The sequence below is a fragment of the Marinobacter similis genome (genome assembly GCF_000830985.1).
GTDB classification, from domain to species: Bacteria; Pseudomonadota; Gammaproteobacteria; order Pseudomonadales; family Oleiphilaceae; genus Marinobacter; species Marinobacter similis.
Genome location: NZ_CP007151.1, coordinates 2,072,840 through 2,086,035, shown reverse-complemented (window position 1 = coordinate 2,086,035; position 13,196 = coordinate 2,072,840). Strand labels below are relative to the sequence as shown.

Sequence of the window (13,196 nt, the reverse complement as noted above, 5' to 3'; positions counted from 1 at the left end):
ATCAACTGCACCGCGGGCACTCGCGCGCTGTTGATCGGCGGTGAGCCGTTAGGGAAAGACGTCGTCATGTGGTGGAATTACGTGGGTTACCACCAGCAGGAAATCGTTCAGGCCGAGCAGGATTGGGACGCCCGCAGCTCACGCTTTGGCGAGATTCCCCAGTGGCAGGGCGAACGCCTGCAAGGACCACGTTCACCGTGGCGGCGGTGACAGCTCCCCGGGCTGTTCAGGATCCAGCATGCGGGCCCGAATTCTGGGAAGGTATTCCGGGTAGTTCTCCTGCATGAAAGTAATCAGCCCCTCACGCACGGCGCAGCGCAAATCCCAGGTCTGACTGGAGTCCGGCGCACTCATCAGAAACCGGACCTGGATAGTAGTGTCGTCGGAATCAGTCACCTGAACGGTCTCAGTCTTGCCATCCCACTGGGGCGCTTGCCGTAACAGGCGAGCAAACTCCTCCCGCAACGGAAACAACGGCATGGTGTAATCGACCCGAAGGAACACGGTGCCCAGCAGGTCGGCGGCGTTTCTGGACCAGTTCTGGAACGGGTTCTCGATGAACCACTGCAACGGCACGATCAGACGCCGCAGATCCCAGACTCTCAACACCACATAGGTTGCAGTCACTTCCTCTACCCAGCACCACTCGCCCTGAACATTCAACACGTCATCAATCCGAAAGGGCTGAGTCAGCGCAATCTGCATCCCCGCCAGCAGGTTGCCCAGCACCGGGCGGGCGGCAAAACCCAGGATGATGCCGCCGACACCGGCCGACGCCAACAGACTGCCACCCACGTGCCGCACCGACTCAAAGGTCATAAGAGCGGCACCCAGGCCGAGAATCACGATCAGGATATTCAGGCCCCGAACCAGAAACCGGGTTTGGGTCTCCACCTTCCGGGCCCGTTTCCATTCGTTTTCGAGGACCGGATTGAGGGTGACGATGACCTCACCAATGGCCGACGTACAGCGTACCAGGGCCCAGGTCAGGGAAAGGATTAGCAACAACGTTGCCAGGTGCTGAAGCTCCGGCAAAAATGCCAGGTCTTCAGGCGCTGCCTCCAGCACCCCGTTCAGCACCATCAGACAAATCACAAAACCCAGGGCTCGGGCGGAGGCATCGAGAAATAATCGGGGCACGGCTTTGCGTCGAGTAAGCCGACGAATCACGCCAAGGGCGAGGCGAAAGCCTATGTAGGCCAGTAGCACGGAAATCACAGCCGACAGTGCAGGATATAACCAGGCACTCACTCCTGCTTCGACGGAATCCCACATTACTAAATCCCCTGGTTTGTTTCGTTGTCTCTCAAGATAGCAGGCATTTTCAGCCAGACCTCCCTGGTGGAAGTACAACCCACTCAGGCTCCTCAAACTCCCCAAGCGGCGTGATTTCCACAAACGGTGCGACGCTTCGAATAATTTCGGCTACGCTGGAATTATGTTTCGACTCCATGGCATCTCTGGCCTCTTTGCTGTCCCAGCGAGCGATCGCGATCATGGTGTTGGGATCGCCGATCTTGCGATGCAGTTCAGTGCCCCGGGCACCGGGCGCCTGCTGGATGATTTCGCTGGCTCGTACCCAGGCCTCGGCATATTCTTCCGGCGCATGCCCTTCTTTCATGCGGACCTCGAAAATAAACTTCATGGTGTCCTCCACAATTTTCGTCATCGGCATTTATGCTTTGCATTCTGCGCCTATGCCATTAATCTGAAAACAAGTTCACACGCGCATTTTGCGATGTATCGCTGCTCAGGAAGGCGGTAATGACTTCAGCCCGAAGGAATAAAAGCACGAAGCTTCTGCAGGATGCCCTCTTAGTTTGCCCGGCACTTAATCCCTGTGGTTGTGTTGTCTCCCGCGTAGAGGTGCAGGGTGATCGGGCCCTGCTCTCTCTCAGCCAGTTGACCTCTCCCGCCGTGACCAGCCGATTCGCCTCGGGCGAGCCTGGCAAGGTGGATCTGCACATCCTCGGAGGCGGCAACGGCCAGGACTTCAGCCTGCATTTAAGGGGCACTCTCAGCGCCAGCGAGGGCGAAACGTTTGTTCTAACGGCAAAACCTTCTGCCAGCGTGCTTGCCAAGCTAAGCGCGCCGCAAGAGGTACTCGGCCGACAACCCGTTCTTGCAGACAAGGCGGCAATGGATCGCCTGAAGCGTCTGTACCAGCAACACGCAATTCGCCTGCTGGAGCGGCTGCTACCCGATTTTCTGGAAACCGCCGGGAAGATGATTGAGCAGGAGCTCGAGAATGCCGCGGAGATGCGGGAAATCACTCGTCTGAAAGACATGCGATTCATTTTTGCCAGCCGCCAGCCCCAGATCTGCCAGGATTTCGAGGCAAGATTTACGAACAACAGCACGAAAATAACCGACAACCGGGTCGAGCAGGAACAGGAGTCAGAACTTCACATTCTTCATCAGCAGGTATTTGAGGACTGGCTGGACCTCCAAACCGTTGCCGCACGATTGGCCGGCGAACACTCCGACATTCTGTTCGCTCTGCACCAGTTGCTGAATCAGATCTTTCGAAAAGACATCACCGAGTCCAACAACCCCCTTTCTCCAGCCGCCCTTTGCACCTGCCTGCAATACGCAACCGATCGCCTGGGGATTGCAAACGAACACCGCCACACTATCTATCATGCATTCGAATCCTCACTGAGAGAGGTGTGGGCGCCGACCATGCAAGCGCTTATTGATGACTGCGCGCGCAACGGCCTGAACACAATCGGTTTTGCCCAACTGCCGCCCAATTGGTCAGCACGGGGAGTAGCCAGTGCGGAGGCCGAATTGTCACCAGACACCGCTGAAGACGAAACCCAGAGCGATACCGACGACCACTTTGCTTCCTCTCAGCCAGAGCAGCACGAGGCCCACACCCCAGACCAGTCTCTGTTCCGGCTGATGGGACTTGCACACGGAGGCGACGCCGATCTGGTCGGCTGGCAGCAATCGAGCCCCCAGTTCTGTGCCGATCTGAAACCGAGACGGTCTGACTTACTTGAGAAACTGCAGACCTCACAACCAGAACTTACCGAGGCCCTGAGGGAACTGGCAGAGGCCGATCCGGATTTTGGCAGCTCTATTGATGAACCGACGCTGGCGAAGGCCAACCTTGTGGACCAGCTGTTCGCGCCACTGCAAACCCAGCAGCGAATTTCCGGCGGATTGCGAGACAAACTGGAGCAATTGAAACTTCCGGTTTTCGAGGCCTTGCTCGATACGCCCGAATTCCTCAACGACGAAGACCATCCGGCGCGGGAAATCGTGAACGACCTCATGCGCCTTTGCCTGGCCGAGCGCGCCTCCACAAAGAATCTGGAGTCCACCGTTTCCGGCATCATTGAGGACCTCATCCACGCTGACAACCTGGATTCCGAACAGCTTCAACTTCTCAACGGCAAACTCAAAACCCTGGTCGAGCGTCAGGACCAATCCTTCGTCAGGAATTCCGAACGTCTTGCCAAGACACTGGAAGGCAAAGAACGGCTCAAGAAGACCCGAAAACTGGTACAGCAAGAACTCAATACGATTGTTGGCGGCCAGGAAATTCCCACGGTACTCCTGACACTTCTGGCGGCCGGCTGGGAGCAACTGATGGTGCTCGCACTCCTGCGGGAGGGCCCGGACAGTCATTACTACGGTGAATTGCTGGAAGTTGTGAAGCTCCTGAAGAGCTGGCTCACCCCGGACTCTCCGGATGCATCAAATGATGAGCTGGCCTTTGAGCGGGAGCTGGAGAGCGGCAATGTTCTGAGGTTTATTGACCGGGAGCTTCGTACCGTTGGCGACATCGGCCGCTTCCGGTCACTGATGACGGAGCTAACCGGGCAACTTCAGCGACAGGAAAGCATCACCACAGTGTACCTGGAGGTTTATGCGAAAAGCCGAAACCCGAGGCAGAGTCGCCAGAAGCCGAAACTGACCGCTGGACCACCCGGGCTCGTGAACTGACCGTCGGCGACTGGGTGGAGATCACACTGGACTCCGGCGAAACCCGCAAGCTACGCCTGGTCTGGGGTGGTGAAGATGTGCTGCGCTTTGTTTTCCTGTCGCCCACGGGCATGAGTGAAATCAGCTTCAATTTTCGGGAGTTTGTGCAAAAGCTGCGCATGGGAACCGCGTCACTGGTTGAGGAGGGCGACATTCCCTTTGTCGACCAAAGCCTGTTCAACATGGTTCAGGACGTTTATCGCCGGCTGAATTTCGAGGCAACGCACGACGCCCTGACTAAATGCATGCATCGCCACGACTTCGAAAAACTGGTGTCAGCGGTGCTAGCCCGAGGTACGATCGCAGGTAGCGCCGGGGCACTGGTGGTTCTCGACATCGACGAGTTCAGCGTCATTAACTCCACCTACGGCGCCAAGGCCGGTGACAGACTGCTTGAGGCCACCGGTGCGCTGGTCCAGAAACACTGCGCGTCGCATCACCCGGAGCCCCATGCTGGCCGAATCAGCGGCAACGAATTTGCCATCCTGATTGATGGCACGGCCATTGAGGAGAGCCTGGATTTTGCTGAGCACCTACGCCAGGCATTCGAGGATCAGGAATTTACCCAGGGCGACGCGGCGTATAGGGCAACCCTGAGTGTAAGCGTGTGCCCTATTACCGATACTGCAGAATCGGCTGGAGATCTGCTGAACTCAGCCAGTCTGTCATTGAAATCAGTGAAACGGTTGGGGGGAAACCGAGTAGAACTGGTAAAGAGCTCGAGCCCGCTGGCCAAACCGGAGACGCCGCAATGGGTGTCCGAAATCGATCGCAGTATCAACGACGGCAGCCTGTTCATTCGTGCCCAGCCGATTGTGCCGTTGATTGATACGGTAACAGGCGGCAAGTCCTACGAGCTTCTCCTTGGGCTCACGGACTCAGCCGGCAACCAGATCTCTCCGCAGGCGTATATCGAGGCGGCCGAGAAATTCCGACGCAGTACCCGGGTGGATCTTTGGGTGGTGCAGGAAGTACTCGCTTGGATGAACGGCAACCCAGACATTCTGGAGGGAATTGATACGCTCAACGTTAACCTGTCCGGCGCGTCGCTCAGTGACGACCGGTTTATGCTGGACCTGGAAGCGCTGCTGCGAGCCAATCGAAACCTAACACCGAAAATCTGCTTTGAAGTGACGGAGACCTCTGCGGTCGCCAACCTGCACTACGCTGCCGACTTCATGCGCGAACTAAAGCGCCTGGACTGTCGGTTTGCATTGGATGATTTCGGCACAGGCCTGTCGTCCTACGCCTACCTGCAGAAGCTGCCAGTTGATTACGTGAAGATAGACGGCATCTTTGTGAAGGACATGGCCACCAACCTCACCAACTACGCCATGGTGCGGTCGATCAACGAGCTTTGCCATTTCCTCGACCTGAAGACCATCGCCGAATACGTGGAAAACATGGAGATCATGGAAACCCTGCGGGAGATACAGGTGGATTACGCCCAGGGCTTCGGCATCGCCAAACCCTGTCGGCTCGACAGCCTTACCACGGAGATTCGCACATCCACGGGTTTATGCTTATGAAAAAGTCCTTTGCATTTGGAAACTTGTGAGGTACTGTAGATGCCGTTGGAAAGATTTAGCAAAGCATTTCATCAATAAGACGCATTGTAGCTGTAATAAGTCGTACGTCCTGTTTTTGATCACGCCAGTTTTTTGTTTCCCGCACAATGCTGATCGGATATCACAACGATAGTCTGACGGCGCTTTTAAAAGATCAATTTCAGGAAAGTTTATTATGTCTACAGTTACCGGCAACGTTAAGTTCTTCAACGAAGCGAAAGGTTTTGGTTTCATCACTCGTGAAGGCGGCCCGGACGTATTCGTTCACTACAGCGCTATTCAAGGCGGTGGTTTCAAGACTCTGGCCGAAGGCCAAGAAGTTGAGTTCACCGTGACTCAGGGCCAGAAAGGTCCTCAGGCGGAGAACGTTGTTGCTCTGTAATCCTTAACGGATTAAGCAATAACCGCGAAAAAAGGCAGCTTCGGCTGCCTTTTTTTATGCCCTTTTTTTGCAGATCCCCAAGCCCGTGCCATGCTTACGGTAAGCTCGTAACATGAACAATTGCACGCCACGCAATTCAGGGAGGGGTCATGTACAGCAAAATTCTGGTGCCCGTTGATCTGGCACATACCGAGAAACTCTCGAAAGCGTTGAATACGGCCGTCGATATTGCCAAGCATTACAATGCCGCCGTCTGCTACGTCACGGTAACCAATACTACTCCCGGTGCCGCGGCGCACAATCCCAAGGAACTCGCCGAGAAACTTCAGGTTTTTGCCGAAGAACAGGGTAAAGCCCATGGCCTGCGTACCAGTAGCGAAGTGCTGGCGACACCCGATACCGCCGTAGAGCTCGACCACAAACTCCTTGATGCCATCAAGGATACCGGCGCCGATCTCATCGTGATGGCCTCACACGCCCCCGGAGTGGGAGACCGCCTGCATATCCTCCATTCCAACGCTGGCAACATTGTGAAGCACAGCAATATTTCAGTGTTTGTGGTGCGCTGACTCAAGTAAGCTATGCTTCAATCCAGTTATCCCCGTGCCTCAACTTGACCCTGCCATGGGCCAAGCGTGCGGCGAGCCTGCATACTGTTAATCAGAAAGGCGCTATGAAAGTACCGAAGAGATTACAGCCCCTTGTCGACGACGGCATGGTGGATGAAGTGATGTACCAGTTAATGAGCGGCAAAGAAGCACAGGTGTACGTGGTGCGCTGTGGCGACCAGTTGCGTTGTGCCAAGGTATTCAAGGAAGCCCAGAAACGCAGTTTCAAGCAGGCAGTGGAATACCAGGAGGGCCGCAAAGTACGCAACAGCCGCCGCGCCCGGGCCATGAGCAAGAAAACCCGTTATGGCCAGAAAGAGCAGGAAGACGCCTGGCTGAACGCCGAGGTGGACGCCCTCTATCGCCTTGCGTCTGCCGGCGTGCGAGTGCCACAACCGCTGGGGTTCGTGGATGGCGTGCTTCTGATGGAAATGATTGCCGATGAAGACGGTCAAGCGGCGCCCCGGCTTGACGATGTCACCCTGACGCCAGAAGTCGCCCGGGAGTACCACGAGCAAGTCATCGCAGAGATTGTCCGCATGCTCGACGCTGGCCTGATTCACGGCGACCTGTCTGAGTTCAATGTGCTGGTTGACGCCCAGGGCCCGGTTATCATTGACCTGCCCCAGGCCGTCAATGCCGCGGGCAACAACAATGCCGAGCGCATGCTGGAACGGGATGTCGACAATATGCGCCGCCATTTTGGCCGTTATGCCCCGGACCTGCTCCTGACCGATTATGCCAAGGAAATCTGGGCCCTTTATGAAAGCGGCGACCTCCGCCCGGACAGCAGGCTGACCGGCTGTTTCGAACACGACACCCACAGCGCCGATGTCGACGAGTTGATGGCCGTGATCGATGCGGCCAAGCTGGAAGAGCAGGAGCGCCTGGAACGCCAGCAGATGGAAGAGGAAGACACCTGACCGGCCTTACCAGGCCAGCCAGATAACGTGCTTCGCCCCTTTGCCGGGGCGATGTGCCCGCACCGTAATCGGTTCAACCGACAACCCTGCCCGCTTAAGACGCTCCGTAAACGCCGGATCCTGCCCCGCAGACCAATACGCCAGAACGCCATCCGGCCGCAATGCCGCTTGAGCTGCGGCAATACCTGCCGTGGTGTACAGCCAGTCATTTTCCTTGCGAGTCAGACCTTCGGGGCCATTATCGATATCCAGCAGAATGGCGTCGTAGCTGGAAGGCGACTCTTTAATCAACTGCACCACATCGCCAATATGAACCCTGGCCCTGGGGTCTTTCAGGGGGTAACCGGCCGCCCCACCAAGGCCCCAGATTCCAATCTTTCACCTCGGGCACCAGCTCAGCGACGGTCACCTCAGCGGTCTCACCCAGGGATTGAAGCGCCGCCGCCAGGGTATACCCCATGCCCAGCCCGCCTATCAGCACTCGCGGTGCCGGGTGGTCAGCAATGCGTTCGCATGGCAGCGTTGCCAGCGCATCTTCGGAGCCGTGTAGACGGCTGTTCATCAACTCGCCGGTGCTGCCCGCAATCTTGATGGAAAACTCATCGTTACGCTGCAACAAACGCAGCTGGGTTCCCTTACCGGGAATGGTTGCTGTGCCGAGCAGCTCGAAACGGGCCATAAAAACCTCAGTGGCGGATAGGGAGGGGAAAGGTGCCGCGACACTTTACCACGGCAGTGCTTCGCCGTTGCTGTGCCAGAACGATCCCGTATTCTCCAGGTTCAGGCCTTCGATACGCGCCGCCAGCCCCTTGGCCGACTCCTCGGGCGTAATCAGACCGCCAAAATTTACCATCCGGGTCTGGACATAGCGGGGTGCAACTGGGCAACGGCAATGCCCCGAGGCTTCAGATCCATAGCCAGGGATTTGCCAAAGGCGTTTAGCGCTGCCTTTGAGGCGCGGTAACCGTAACGGCCGCCAGAATCATTATCAGCGATCGAGCCCATGCGACTGGTGATGTTGGCGATCTTGCCGCCAGAAGGAATCTGCGACACCAGGGCCTCGGTGACTCGCAGTGGTGCGTAAGCGTTGATTTCCATCTGGATGCGAATTGAGTCGAAATCGATGCTACCGAGCTTTTCATCTTGCAACAGGCCGGCGTTGTTGATCAGCAGGTCAATGCGCTCGCCTGCCAGGGCATCGGTGAGTTTGTCTACGCCAGCATCTTTGGTTACATCAATGCCCTCGATTACGCGCGCAGCCACCTCGGTCAGCTCGGCCGACGCCTCACGGCACACCCCGATCACGTCACAACCCTCACCGGCATAATATCGGGCCAGCTCAAGGCCAATGCCGCGGTTGGCACCAGTGATTACAACGGTTCGTTTCTCAGACATAGCAAACTCCAGAAGTTGGTATAGGGTAAGATGACGATACGCCCACCCGGACTGGAATCATACGGAATGTCAGCCCTGTTTGTATTTGCGCTGTTTGCAGTAACGTTCATTTCACTTTCCGTCTTTTACCTGTTCTTCTACCGCGGCTGGCGCCGACAGCGGGAGCTGGAGCAGCCCTTCCCGGCTCCCTGGCGCGCCCTGCTGCACGCCAACGTCCCCCTTTACCAACGACTGGCACCGGAGCAGCAACAGCGCCTTGAACAACATGTTCAACTGTTTCTGGCTGAAAAGGAATTTTACGGCTGCGACGGATTTGAGGTGGACGACGAGGCTCGGGTCACCATTGCCGGACACGCCTGCCTGCTGATCCTCGCCCGCTCGTTCAGTGATTACGATGAGGTACGCAGCATTCTGGTCTACCCGGACGTATACCGGGTGCAGTCCGCAGAAAGCGACGGCATGGTGGTGAGCGTGGACGAACAGATCCGGGCCGGCGAAGCATCTTCCCGGGGCCAGGTGGTACTGGCGTGGTCAGAATGCGAAGACGATGCCCAGCACCCGAACGAGCCCCACAACGTAGTTTTGCACGAGTTTGCGCATCAGCTCGACTACCTCGACGGAACTGCCGATGGAGCACCACCGCTAAGTGGCCAGCAAGCCGAGCAATGGCTACACACCATGACCGAAGCCTATGAGCACCTGCGGCGCTCCCTCAGGCATCACCATCAGAGCTGGCTCGACCCCTACGGCGCGACCCAGCCGGCTGAATTCTTTGCGGTGCTGACCGAGGCTTTTTTTCAACAGCCCACTCACCTCAAGGACACACAGCCGGCAGTGTATGCCGTGCTCTGCGATTTCTACCGGTTGGACCCGATGATTGAGTTTCGGCCGGAACCAGACTAGCGTGGTCGGATGATGAACCAGCTGAGTAAGACCAGACCACCGAACACACTGTAACTCAGGATGAACACCCATTCTGGCGCACTGAAATACAGAATGGCATGGAGCCAGTGCTGGATAAACGAGCCCTCATAACTGGCATCACCGGCCTGGCTGCGCAGCGCCATCTCCCAGGTGGTTAGCGGACAGATGACGCCGAGCCAGGACTGGACAACGACGATACCAATGGCAATCAGGTGGGTGACCCGAAACCAGAGATTGCGCACCCAGGACCAATTCAGAAAGTGGCCCAGGTAGATCATAAGCAAGCCGAGCACCACATAAGCGACAAAAGCCACATGCAGGACCAGCAACGAGTCCGCGAGAACAACGTAAACGGCACCTGGAACCATACTGGTTCACCCTTCACAATTCCCAGCAGGCCTCCATTGGAAACAATGGGGCCGCACCAATAATCTGTTATTCCTCAGTTAGCTCATCACTCCATGTGATGATCGGAGTGGTCCATTTTCTCTTTCATCGAACCGTCGTCGAGAGGCTTTACCATAAGCTCCACTTCCAGTGCTTCGGCTCCGTCGAATTGCAGGGTCAGCGGAATAATCTCACCCTCTTGAAGCGGCCCATTCAGTTTTTCCAGCATCAGATGGTAACCGTGGGGCTTCAATTCCACGCTTCGCCGGCGGGAATAGTCAGGCCGTCTTTGAGCGGTTGCATGCTCATCATGCCGTCATGCATCATGGATTCGTGAATCGAAACACTGGCCGCCCGTGGGGTTTGTGCACCAACCAGGGTGATGTCCGCGTCGCTGGTGTTCGTGATGACCAGGTAGCCCACCCCCATTGGCGTGCCCGGTGGCGTCGGCCGGCTCCATGGATGGTCAATGTGCACCGCCTCAGAGACGAATTCATGAGCTGCGGCCCAAGTCGGGGTCAGAGCGATTAGCGCAGCGGCAAGCAGGGCTTTTACTTTCATTACTCGGCGATTCCTTGTCCAAAGGTTGATTTGGGATAAATCTTAACGGAGGTGCGGACGGGCACAAGCATTTTCATGCGGCGGAGTGCAGGAAAAGGTCAGTAAGAATTCAGCTCACGGAGGCCGCAACCTGCTCCCGAACCCGCTCAATCGGCACCGGCCGACTGAAGTAGAAGCCCTGGAAACGCCGGCAGCCCATGGCTATCAGCGCATCGGCCTGGGATTTGTGCTCCACGCCCTCAGCGACCAGCTCCATGCCATGATTGCTTGCAATGGCGACAATACTTTCCACCATGTTCCGGGACTGCTTATCGGCGCTGATATGATCAATAAAGGATTTGTCTATTTTCAACTCGTCGATGGGCAAGTTACGCAACAAACTCAGGGACGAATAGCCGGTGCCAAAATCGTCCATCGACATCCGAATTCCGGCAGTACGGAGCTGGTTCAGCACCGGCAGGATTTGGGTGTGCCCGGACATAAACAAAGTTTCGGTGATTTCCAGAGTCAGCTCGCTCGGCGCCACCTGATGGTAGTCGAGCTTTTCCAGGACCGATTCGGCAAACCCCGGCTGCATGATCTGCAGCACTGAAATGTTTACCGACAGCTCCAGCGGTGCCTCTTCCGAGCGTGGCAGCAAACCGAAGTCAGCCAGGCTGTGGTCCAGCACATAGTCGCCCAGCTGAACCATCAGGCCGGATGCCTCGGCCACTGACACAAATTCATTGGGCGGCACGTAGCCCAGTTCCTTGTCGTACCACCGTGCCAGGGCTTCCATACCGATCACCTGTCCGTTGGCATCCACCTGGGTCTGGTAGGCCATAGAAATCAGGTTCGGCTCCAGCGCCCCCCTGAGTCGCTGTTCGATGTGAACACGGCGCAAATACCCGGTTTCAATGTCGTTACGGAACAGGCAAACCTCATTCCGATTTCGTTTCGCCTTGTGCAGGGCAAGGTGGGCACTGCGCACGATGCTGCTGAAAGAATGCCCGTTCTCCGGAAAAATGGCGGCGCCAATACTGGCGCCCAGCTGAAGCTCAAGGGAGCCGCCCTGAATGCAGTGGCTGGTATCGGTTAACAGTCGCCAGCAATAATTGGACACTTGCTCCGGTTCACACAGGTGGGTAACAACGGCAAACTCATCTCCACCCAGGCTGGCCACAACCGCTTCATTCCCCGCATTCTTCTTCAAGCAGCGCGACCATTCCGCCAGCACCCGGTCACCGAAGTCCTGGCCAAACCGGTCATTTATGCCGCGGAAATTATCAATATCCACCAACGCCATACTGAACGGTTGATGGCTGTTAATGCGGGTATGAATCTGGTCGATCAATCCGGCCCGGTTGAGCAGACCTGTCAGGTCATCGTGCCGGGACTGATGAAACAGTTCCTCAAGGCGCTCTTTCTCGATTTTATCGATGCGATTGAACAGAAAATAGAGCAGCGCCGAAACAACAAAAAACAGCCCCAGATAAATCGACAGCTCTTCAAAGAAATCCCGGAGAATGCCGGCCATGTCGGATTCGGATACGATCCAAAGTTCGAAGCGGGGGTCGTAAACCGCAGCCCCCATGTAATTACCGCTGTCCCGTTCCGAGTAGAAGACAACGGCTTCATCATCCGCTTTGATGGCCTCAATGGTTCGACCGGTCTGCTTCTCCAACCGAACCACTTCCTCACGCGCTTGCTCTTCAGTGCGGCGAATCGCTGCATAGTCCGCCGGGCCAACTCCCTCCCGGTCCAGGTACTGGAGATAGCCATCTCGCTCTCGGAACAGCATTAAACTGTCGGCGTCGCGGCTGTGGTGATCCTTGCGAAAGATCCCTCGGTCACTCTCAATTTCGAGACCGGCGGTCACCACCATGACCACTTCGCCACTGTCGTCCCTGAGGGCTTTGCGAACCGGAATGATCCATTTCTCGAGTGGCTCGAAATAGTAGGTCCGCCCCAGGATCAGCTTGTCTTCTGTGAGTGTCAGATCAAAACTGGGGGCCGTTGTTTCCGAGCCCCGGAGGTTGGGTAATTTTTCCAGATTTACGTTGGAACTCAATGCAATGAATTGGCCATCGGGCCGCACCAGCCCAATGCCTGCTATGGAAGGGTTAGAGGCCAGAACGCTGTCTAGCAGTGGCAGCGCATAGGGCACCTGAGGGAACTCACCCCGGCGCAGCAGCTCGCGGCCAACAACATCCAGCACGAGCTCCTGGGTACTGAGAATGCTGAATACGGATTGTGCGAAGAACTCGGCGCGGGATTGGTGATGACGCTCATAGCGATCAACGGTGTCATTCCAGGAGGACGACACCAGAAACGCCAGCAATACAAGGCCGCCGGCATACACGAGCCAGAATAGCGTCCAGATATTTCGCTTGCGTGTCGTCAAACGTCCCCCCGGGCATGCCCATGTTAGTGCACGGACAACATGCCAAGCCCATTATAGGCCGAGTCCACCTCC

11 protein-coding genes and 4 pseudogenes are annotated in these 13,196 nt (G+C 56.6%); 8 read left to right on the top strand and 7 right to left on the bottom strand.

The features are described from left to right. Nucleotides 1–30: 30 nt before the first annotated feature. Complete coding sequence (locus tag AU14_RS21310) at nucleotides 31–210, top strand: pirin-like C-terminal cupin domain-containing protein (RefSeq protein WP_236743946.1); 180 nt, start codon at nucleotides 31–33, stop codon at nucleotides 208–210. Here the strand turns inward: AU14_RS21310 and AU14_RS09615 are convergent. Then, entirely contained in the window at nucleotides 193–1,275 is a 1,083-nt protein-coding gene (locus tag AU14_RS09615; protein ID WP_041340534.1) for a mechanosensitive ion channel family protein, read from the bottom strand. The two genes, AU14_RS21310 and AU14_RS09615, sit on opposite strands and share 18 nt — an antisense overlap. A 49-nt stretch (nucleotides 1,276–1,324) precedes the next feature. Further along, nucleotides 1,325–1,645, bottom strand: a complete 321-nt coding sequence (locus AU14_RS09610) for an antibiotic biosynthesis monooxygenase family protein (RefSeq protein WP_041343830.1) — start codon at nucleotides 1,643–1,645, stop codon at nucleotides 1,325–1,327. 119 nt (nucleotides 1,646–1,764) lie between these two features. Here AU14_RS09610 and AU14_RS21305 point away from each other — a divergent pair, with 119 nt between their 5' ends. The 6 genes and pseudogenes from AU14_RS21305 to AU14_RS09590 all read left to right on the top strand — a co-directional run bounded on the left by AU14_RS21305 (nucleotide 1,765) and on the right by AU14_RS09590 (nucleotide 7,474). Beyond that, the gene (locus AU14_RS21305; protein ID WP_330217875.1) at nucleotides 1,765–3,954 is read left to right on the top strand and encodes a DUF1631 family protein; all 2,190 of its coding nucleotides are present in this window, start codon (nucleotides 1,765–1,767) and stop codon (nucleotides 3,952–3,954) included. Beyond that, nucleotides 3,945–4,121: pseudogene (locus AU14_RS21300) on the top strand (hypothetical protein); the annotation flags it as partial. The gene AU14_RS21305 and the pseudogene AU14_RS21300, both read left to right, overlap by 10 nt. Next, the gene (locus AU14_RS21295; RefSeq protein WP_330217987.1) at nucleotides 4,113–5,522 is read left to right on the top strand and encodes an EAL domain-containing protein; all 1,410 of its coding nucleotides are present in this window, start codon (nucleotides 4,113–4,115) and stop codon (nucleotides 5,520–5,522) included. The pseudogene AU14_RS21300 and the gene AU14_RS21295, both read left to right, overlap by 9 nt. A gap of 214 nt (nucleotides 5,523–5,736) precedes the next feature. Further along, nucleotides 5,737–5,943 carry a cold-shock protein gene (locus AU14_RS09600; protein WP_036130097.1) on the top strand — a complete coding sequence of 69 codons (207 nt, stop codon included), beginning with the start codon at nucleotides 5,737–5,739 and terminating at the stop codon, nucleotides 5,941–5,943. A gap of 149 nt (nucleotides 5,944–6,092) precedes the next feature. After that, on the top strand, nucleotides 6,093–6,512 hold the full coding sequence (locus AU14_RS09595) for a universal stress protein (protein WP_041340531.1): 420 nt from the start codon (nucleotides 6,093–6,095) through the stop codon (nucleotides 6,510–6,512). Nucleotides 6,513–6,616: 104 nt separating this feature from the next. After that, entirely contained in the window at nucleotides 6,617–7,474 is an 858-nt protein-coding gene (locus tag AU14_RS09590) for a PA4780 family RIO1-like protein kinase (protein ID WP_041340529.1), read from the top strand. 6 nt (nucleotides 7,475–7,480) lie between these two features. Here the strand turns inward: AU14_RS09590 and AU14_RS09585 are convergent. Together AU14_RS09585 and AU14_RS09580 are read right to left on the bottom strand one after the other, a co-directional pair. Then, nucleotides 7,481–8,153, bottom strand: a pseudogene (locus tag AU14_RS09585) (spermidine synthase). A gap of 45 nt (nucleotides 8,154–8,198) precedes the next feature. Next, nucleotides 8,199–8,869, bottom strand: a pseudogene (locus tag AU14_RS09580) (SDR family oxidoreductase). A 66-nt stretch (nucleotides 8,870–8,935) separates the two neighbouring features. Between AU14_RS09580 and AU14_RS09575 the strand changes: the two are divergent. Continuing rightward, nucleotides 8,936–9,772, top strand: coding sequence for a M90 family metallopeptidase (locus AU14_RS09575; protein WP_041340527.1), 837 nt, complete (start codon nucleotides 8,936–8,938; stop codon nucleotides 9,770–9,772). Here the strand turns inward: AU14_RS09575 and AU14_RS09570 are convergent. The 3 genes and pseudogenes from AU14_RS09570 to AU14_RS09560 form a co-directional block, all read right to left on the bottom strand. Continuing rightward, entirely contained in the window at nucleotides 9,769–10,161 is a 393-nt protein-coding gene (locus tag AU14_RS09570; protein WP_041340525.1) for a DUF2784 domain-containing protein, read from the bottom strand. The genes AU14_RS09575 and AU14_RS09570 overlap by 4 nt on opposite strands. Nucleotides 10,162–10,247: 86 nt before the next feature. Beyond that, nucleotides 10,248–10,609, bottom strand: a pseudogene (locus AU14_RS09565) (copper chaperone PCu(A)C). 241 nt (nucleotides 10,610–10,850) lie between these two features. After that, the gene (locus tag AU14_RS09560; RefSeq protein ID WP_041340523.1) at nucleotides 10,851–13,124 is read right to left on the bottom strand and encodes a bifunctional diguanylate cyclase/phosphodiesterase; all 2,274 of its coding nucleotides are present in this window, start codon (nucleotides 13,122–13,124) and stop codon (nucleotides 10,851–10,853) included. Nucleotides 13,125–13,196: the final 72 nt, after the last annotated feature.

What these genes read in the sequence shown, in the direction of transcription:
- AU14_RS09615 (WP_041340534.1), bottom strand. Translation starts at nt 1,275, where the DNA reads ATGTGGGATTCCGTCGAAGCAGGAGTGAGTGCCTGGTTATATCCTGCA.
- AU14_RS09610 (WP_041343830.1), bottom strand. Translation starts at nt 1,645, where the DNA reads ATGAAGTTTATTTTCGAGGTCCGCATGAAAGAAGGGCATGCGCCGGAA.
- AU14_RS21305 (WP_330217875.1), top strand. Translation starts at nt 1,765, where the DNA reads ATGACTTCAGCCCGAAGGAATAAAAGCACGAAGCTTCTGCAGGATGCC.
- AU14_RS21295 (WP_330217987.1), top strand. Translation starts at nt 4,113, where the DNA reads ATGGGAACCGCGTCACTGGTTGAGGAGGGCGACATTCCCTTTGTCGAC.
- AU14_RS09600 (WP_036130097.1), top strand. Translation starts at nt 5,737, where the DNA reads ATGTCTACAGTTACCGGCAACGTTAAGTTCTTCAACGAAGCGAAAGGT.
- AU14_RS09595 (WP_041340531.1), top strand. Translation starts at nt 6,093, where the DNA reads ATGTACAGCAAAATTCTGGTGCCCGTTGATCTGGCACATACCGAGAAA.
- AU14_RS09590 (WP_041340529.1), top strand. Translation starts at nt 6,617, where the DNA reads ATGAAAGTACCGAAGAGATTACAGCCCCTTGTCGACGACGGCATGGTG.
- AU14_RS09575 (WP_041340527.1), top strand. Translation starts at nt 8,936, where the DNA reads ATGTCAGCCCTGTTTGTATTTGCGCTGTTTGCAGTAACGTTCATTTCA.
- AU14_RS09570 (WP_041340525.1), bottom strand. Translation starts at nt 10,161, where the DNA reads ATGGTTCCAGGTGCCGTTTACGTTGTTCTCGCGGACTCGTTGCTGGTC.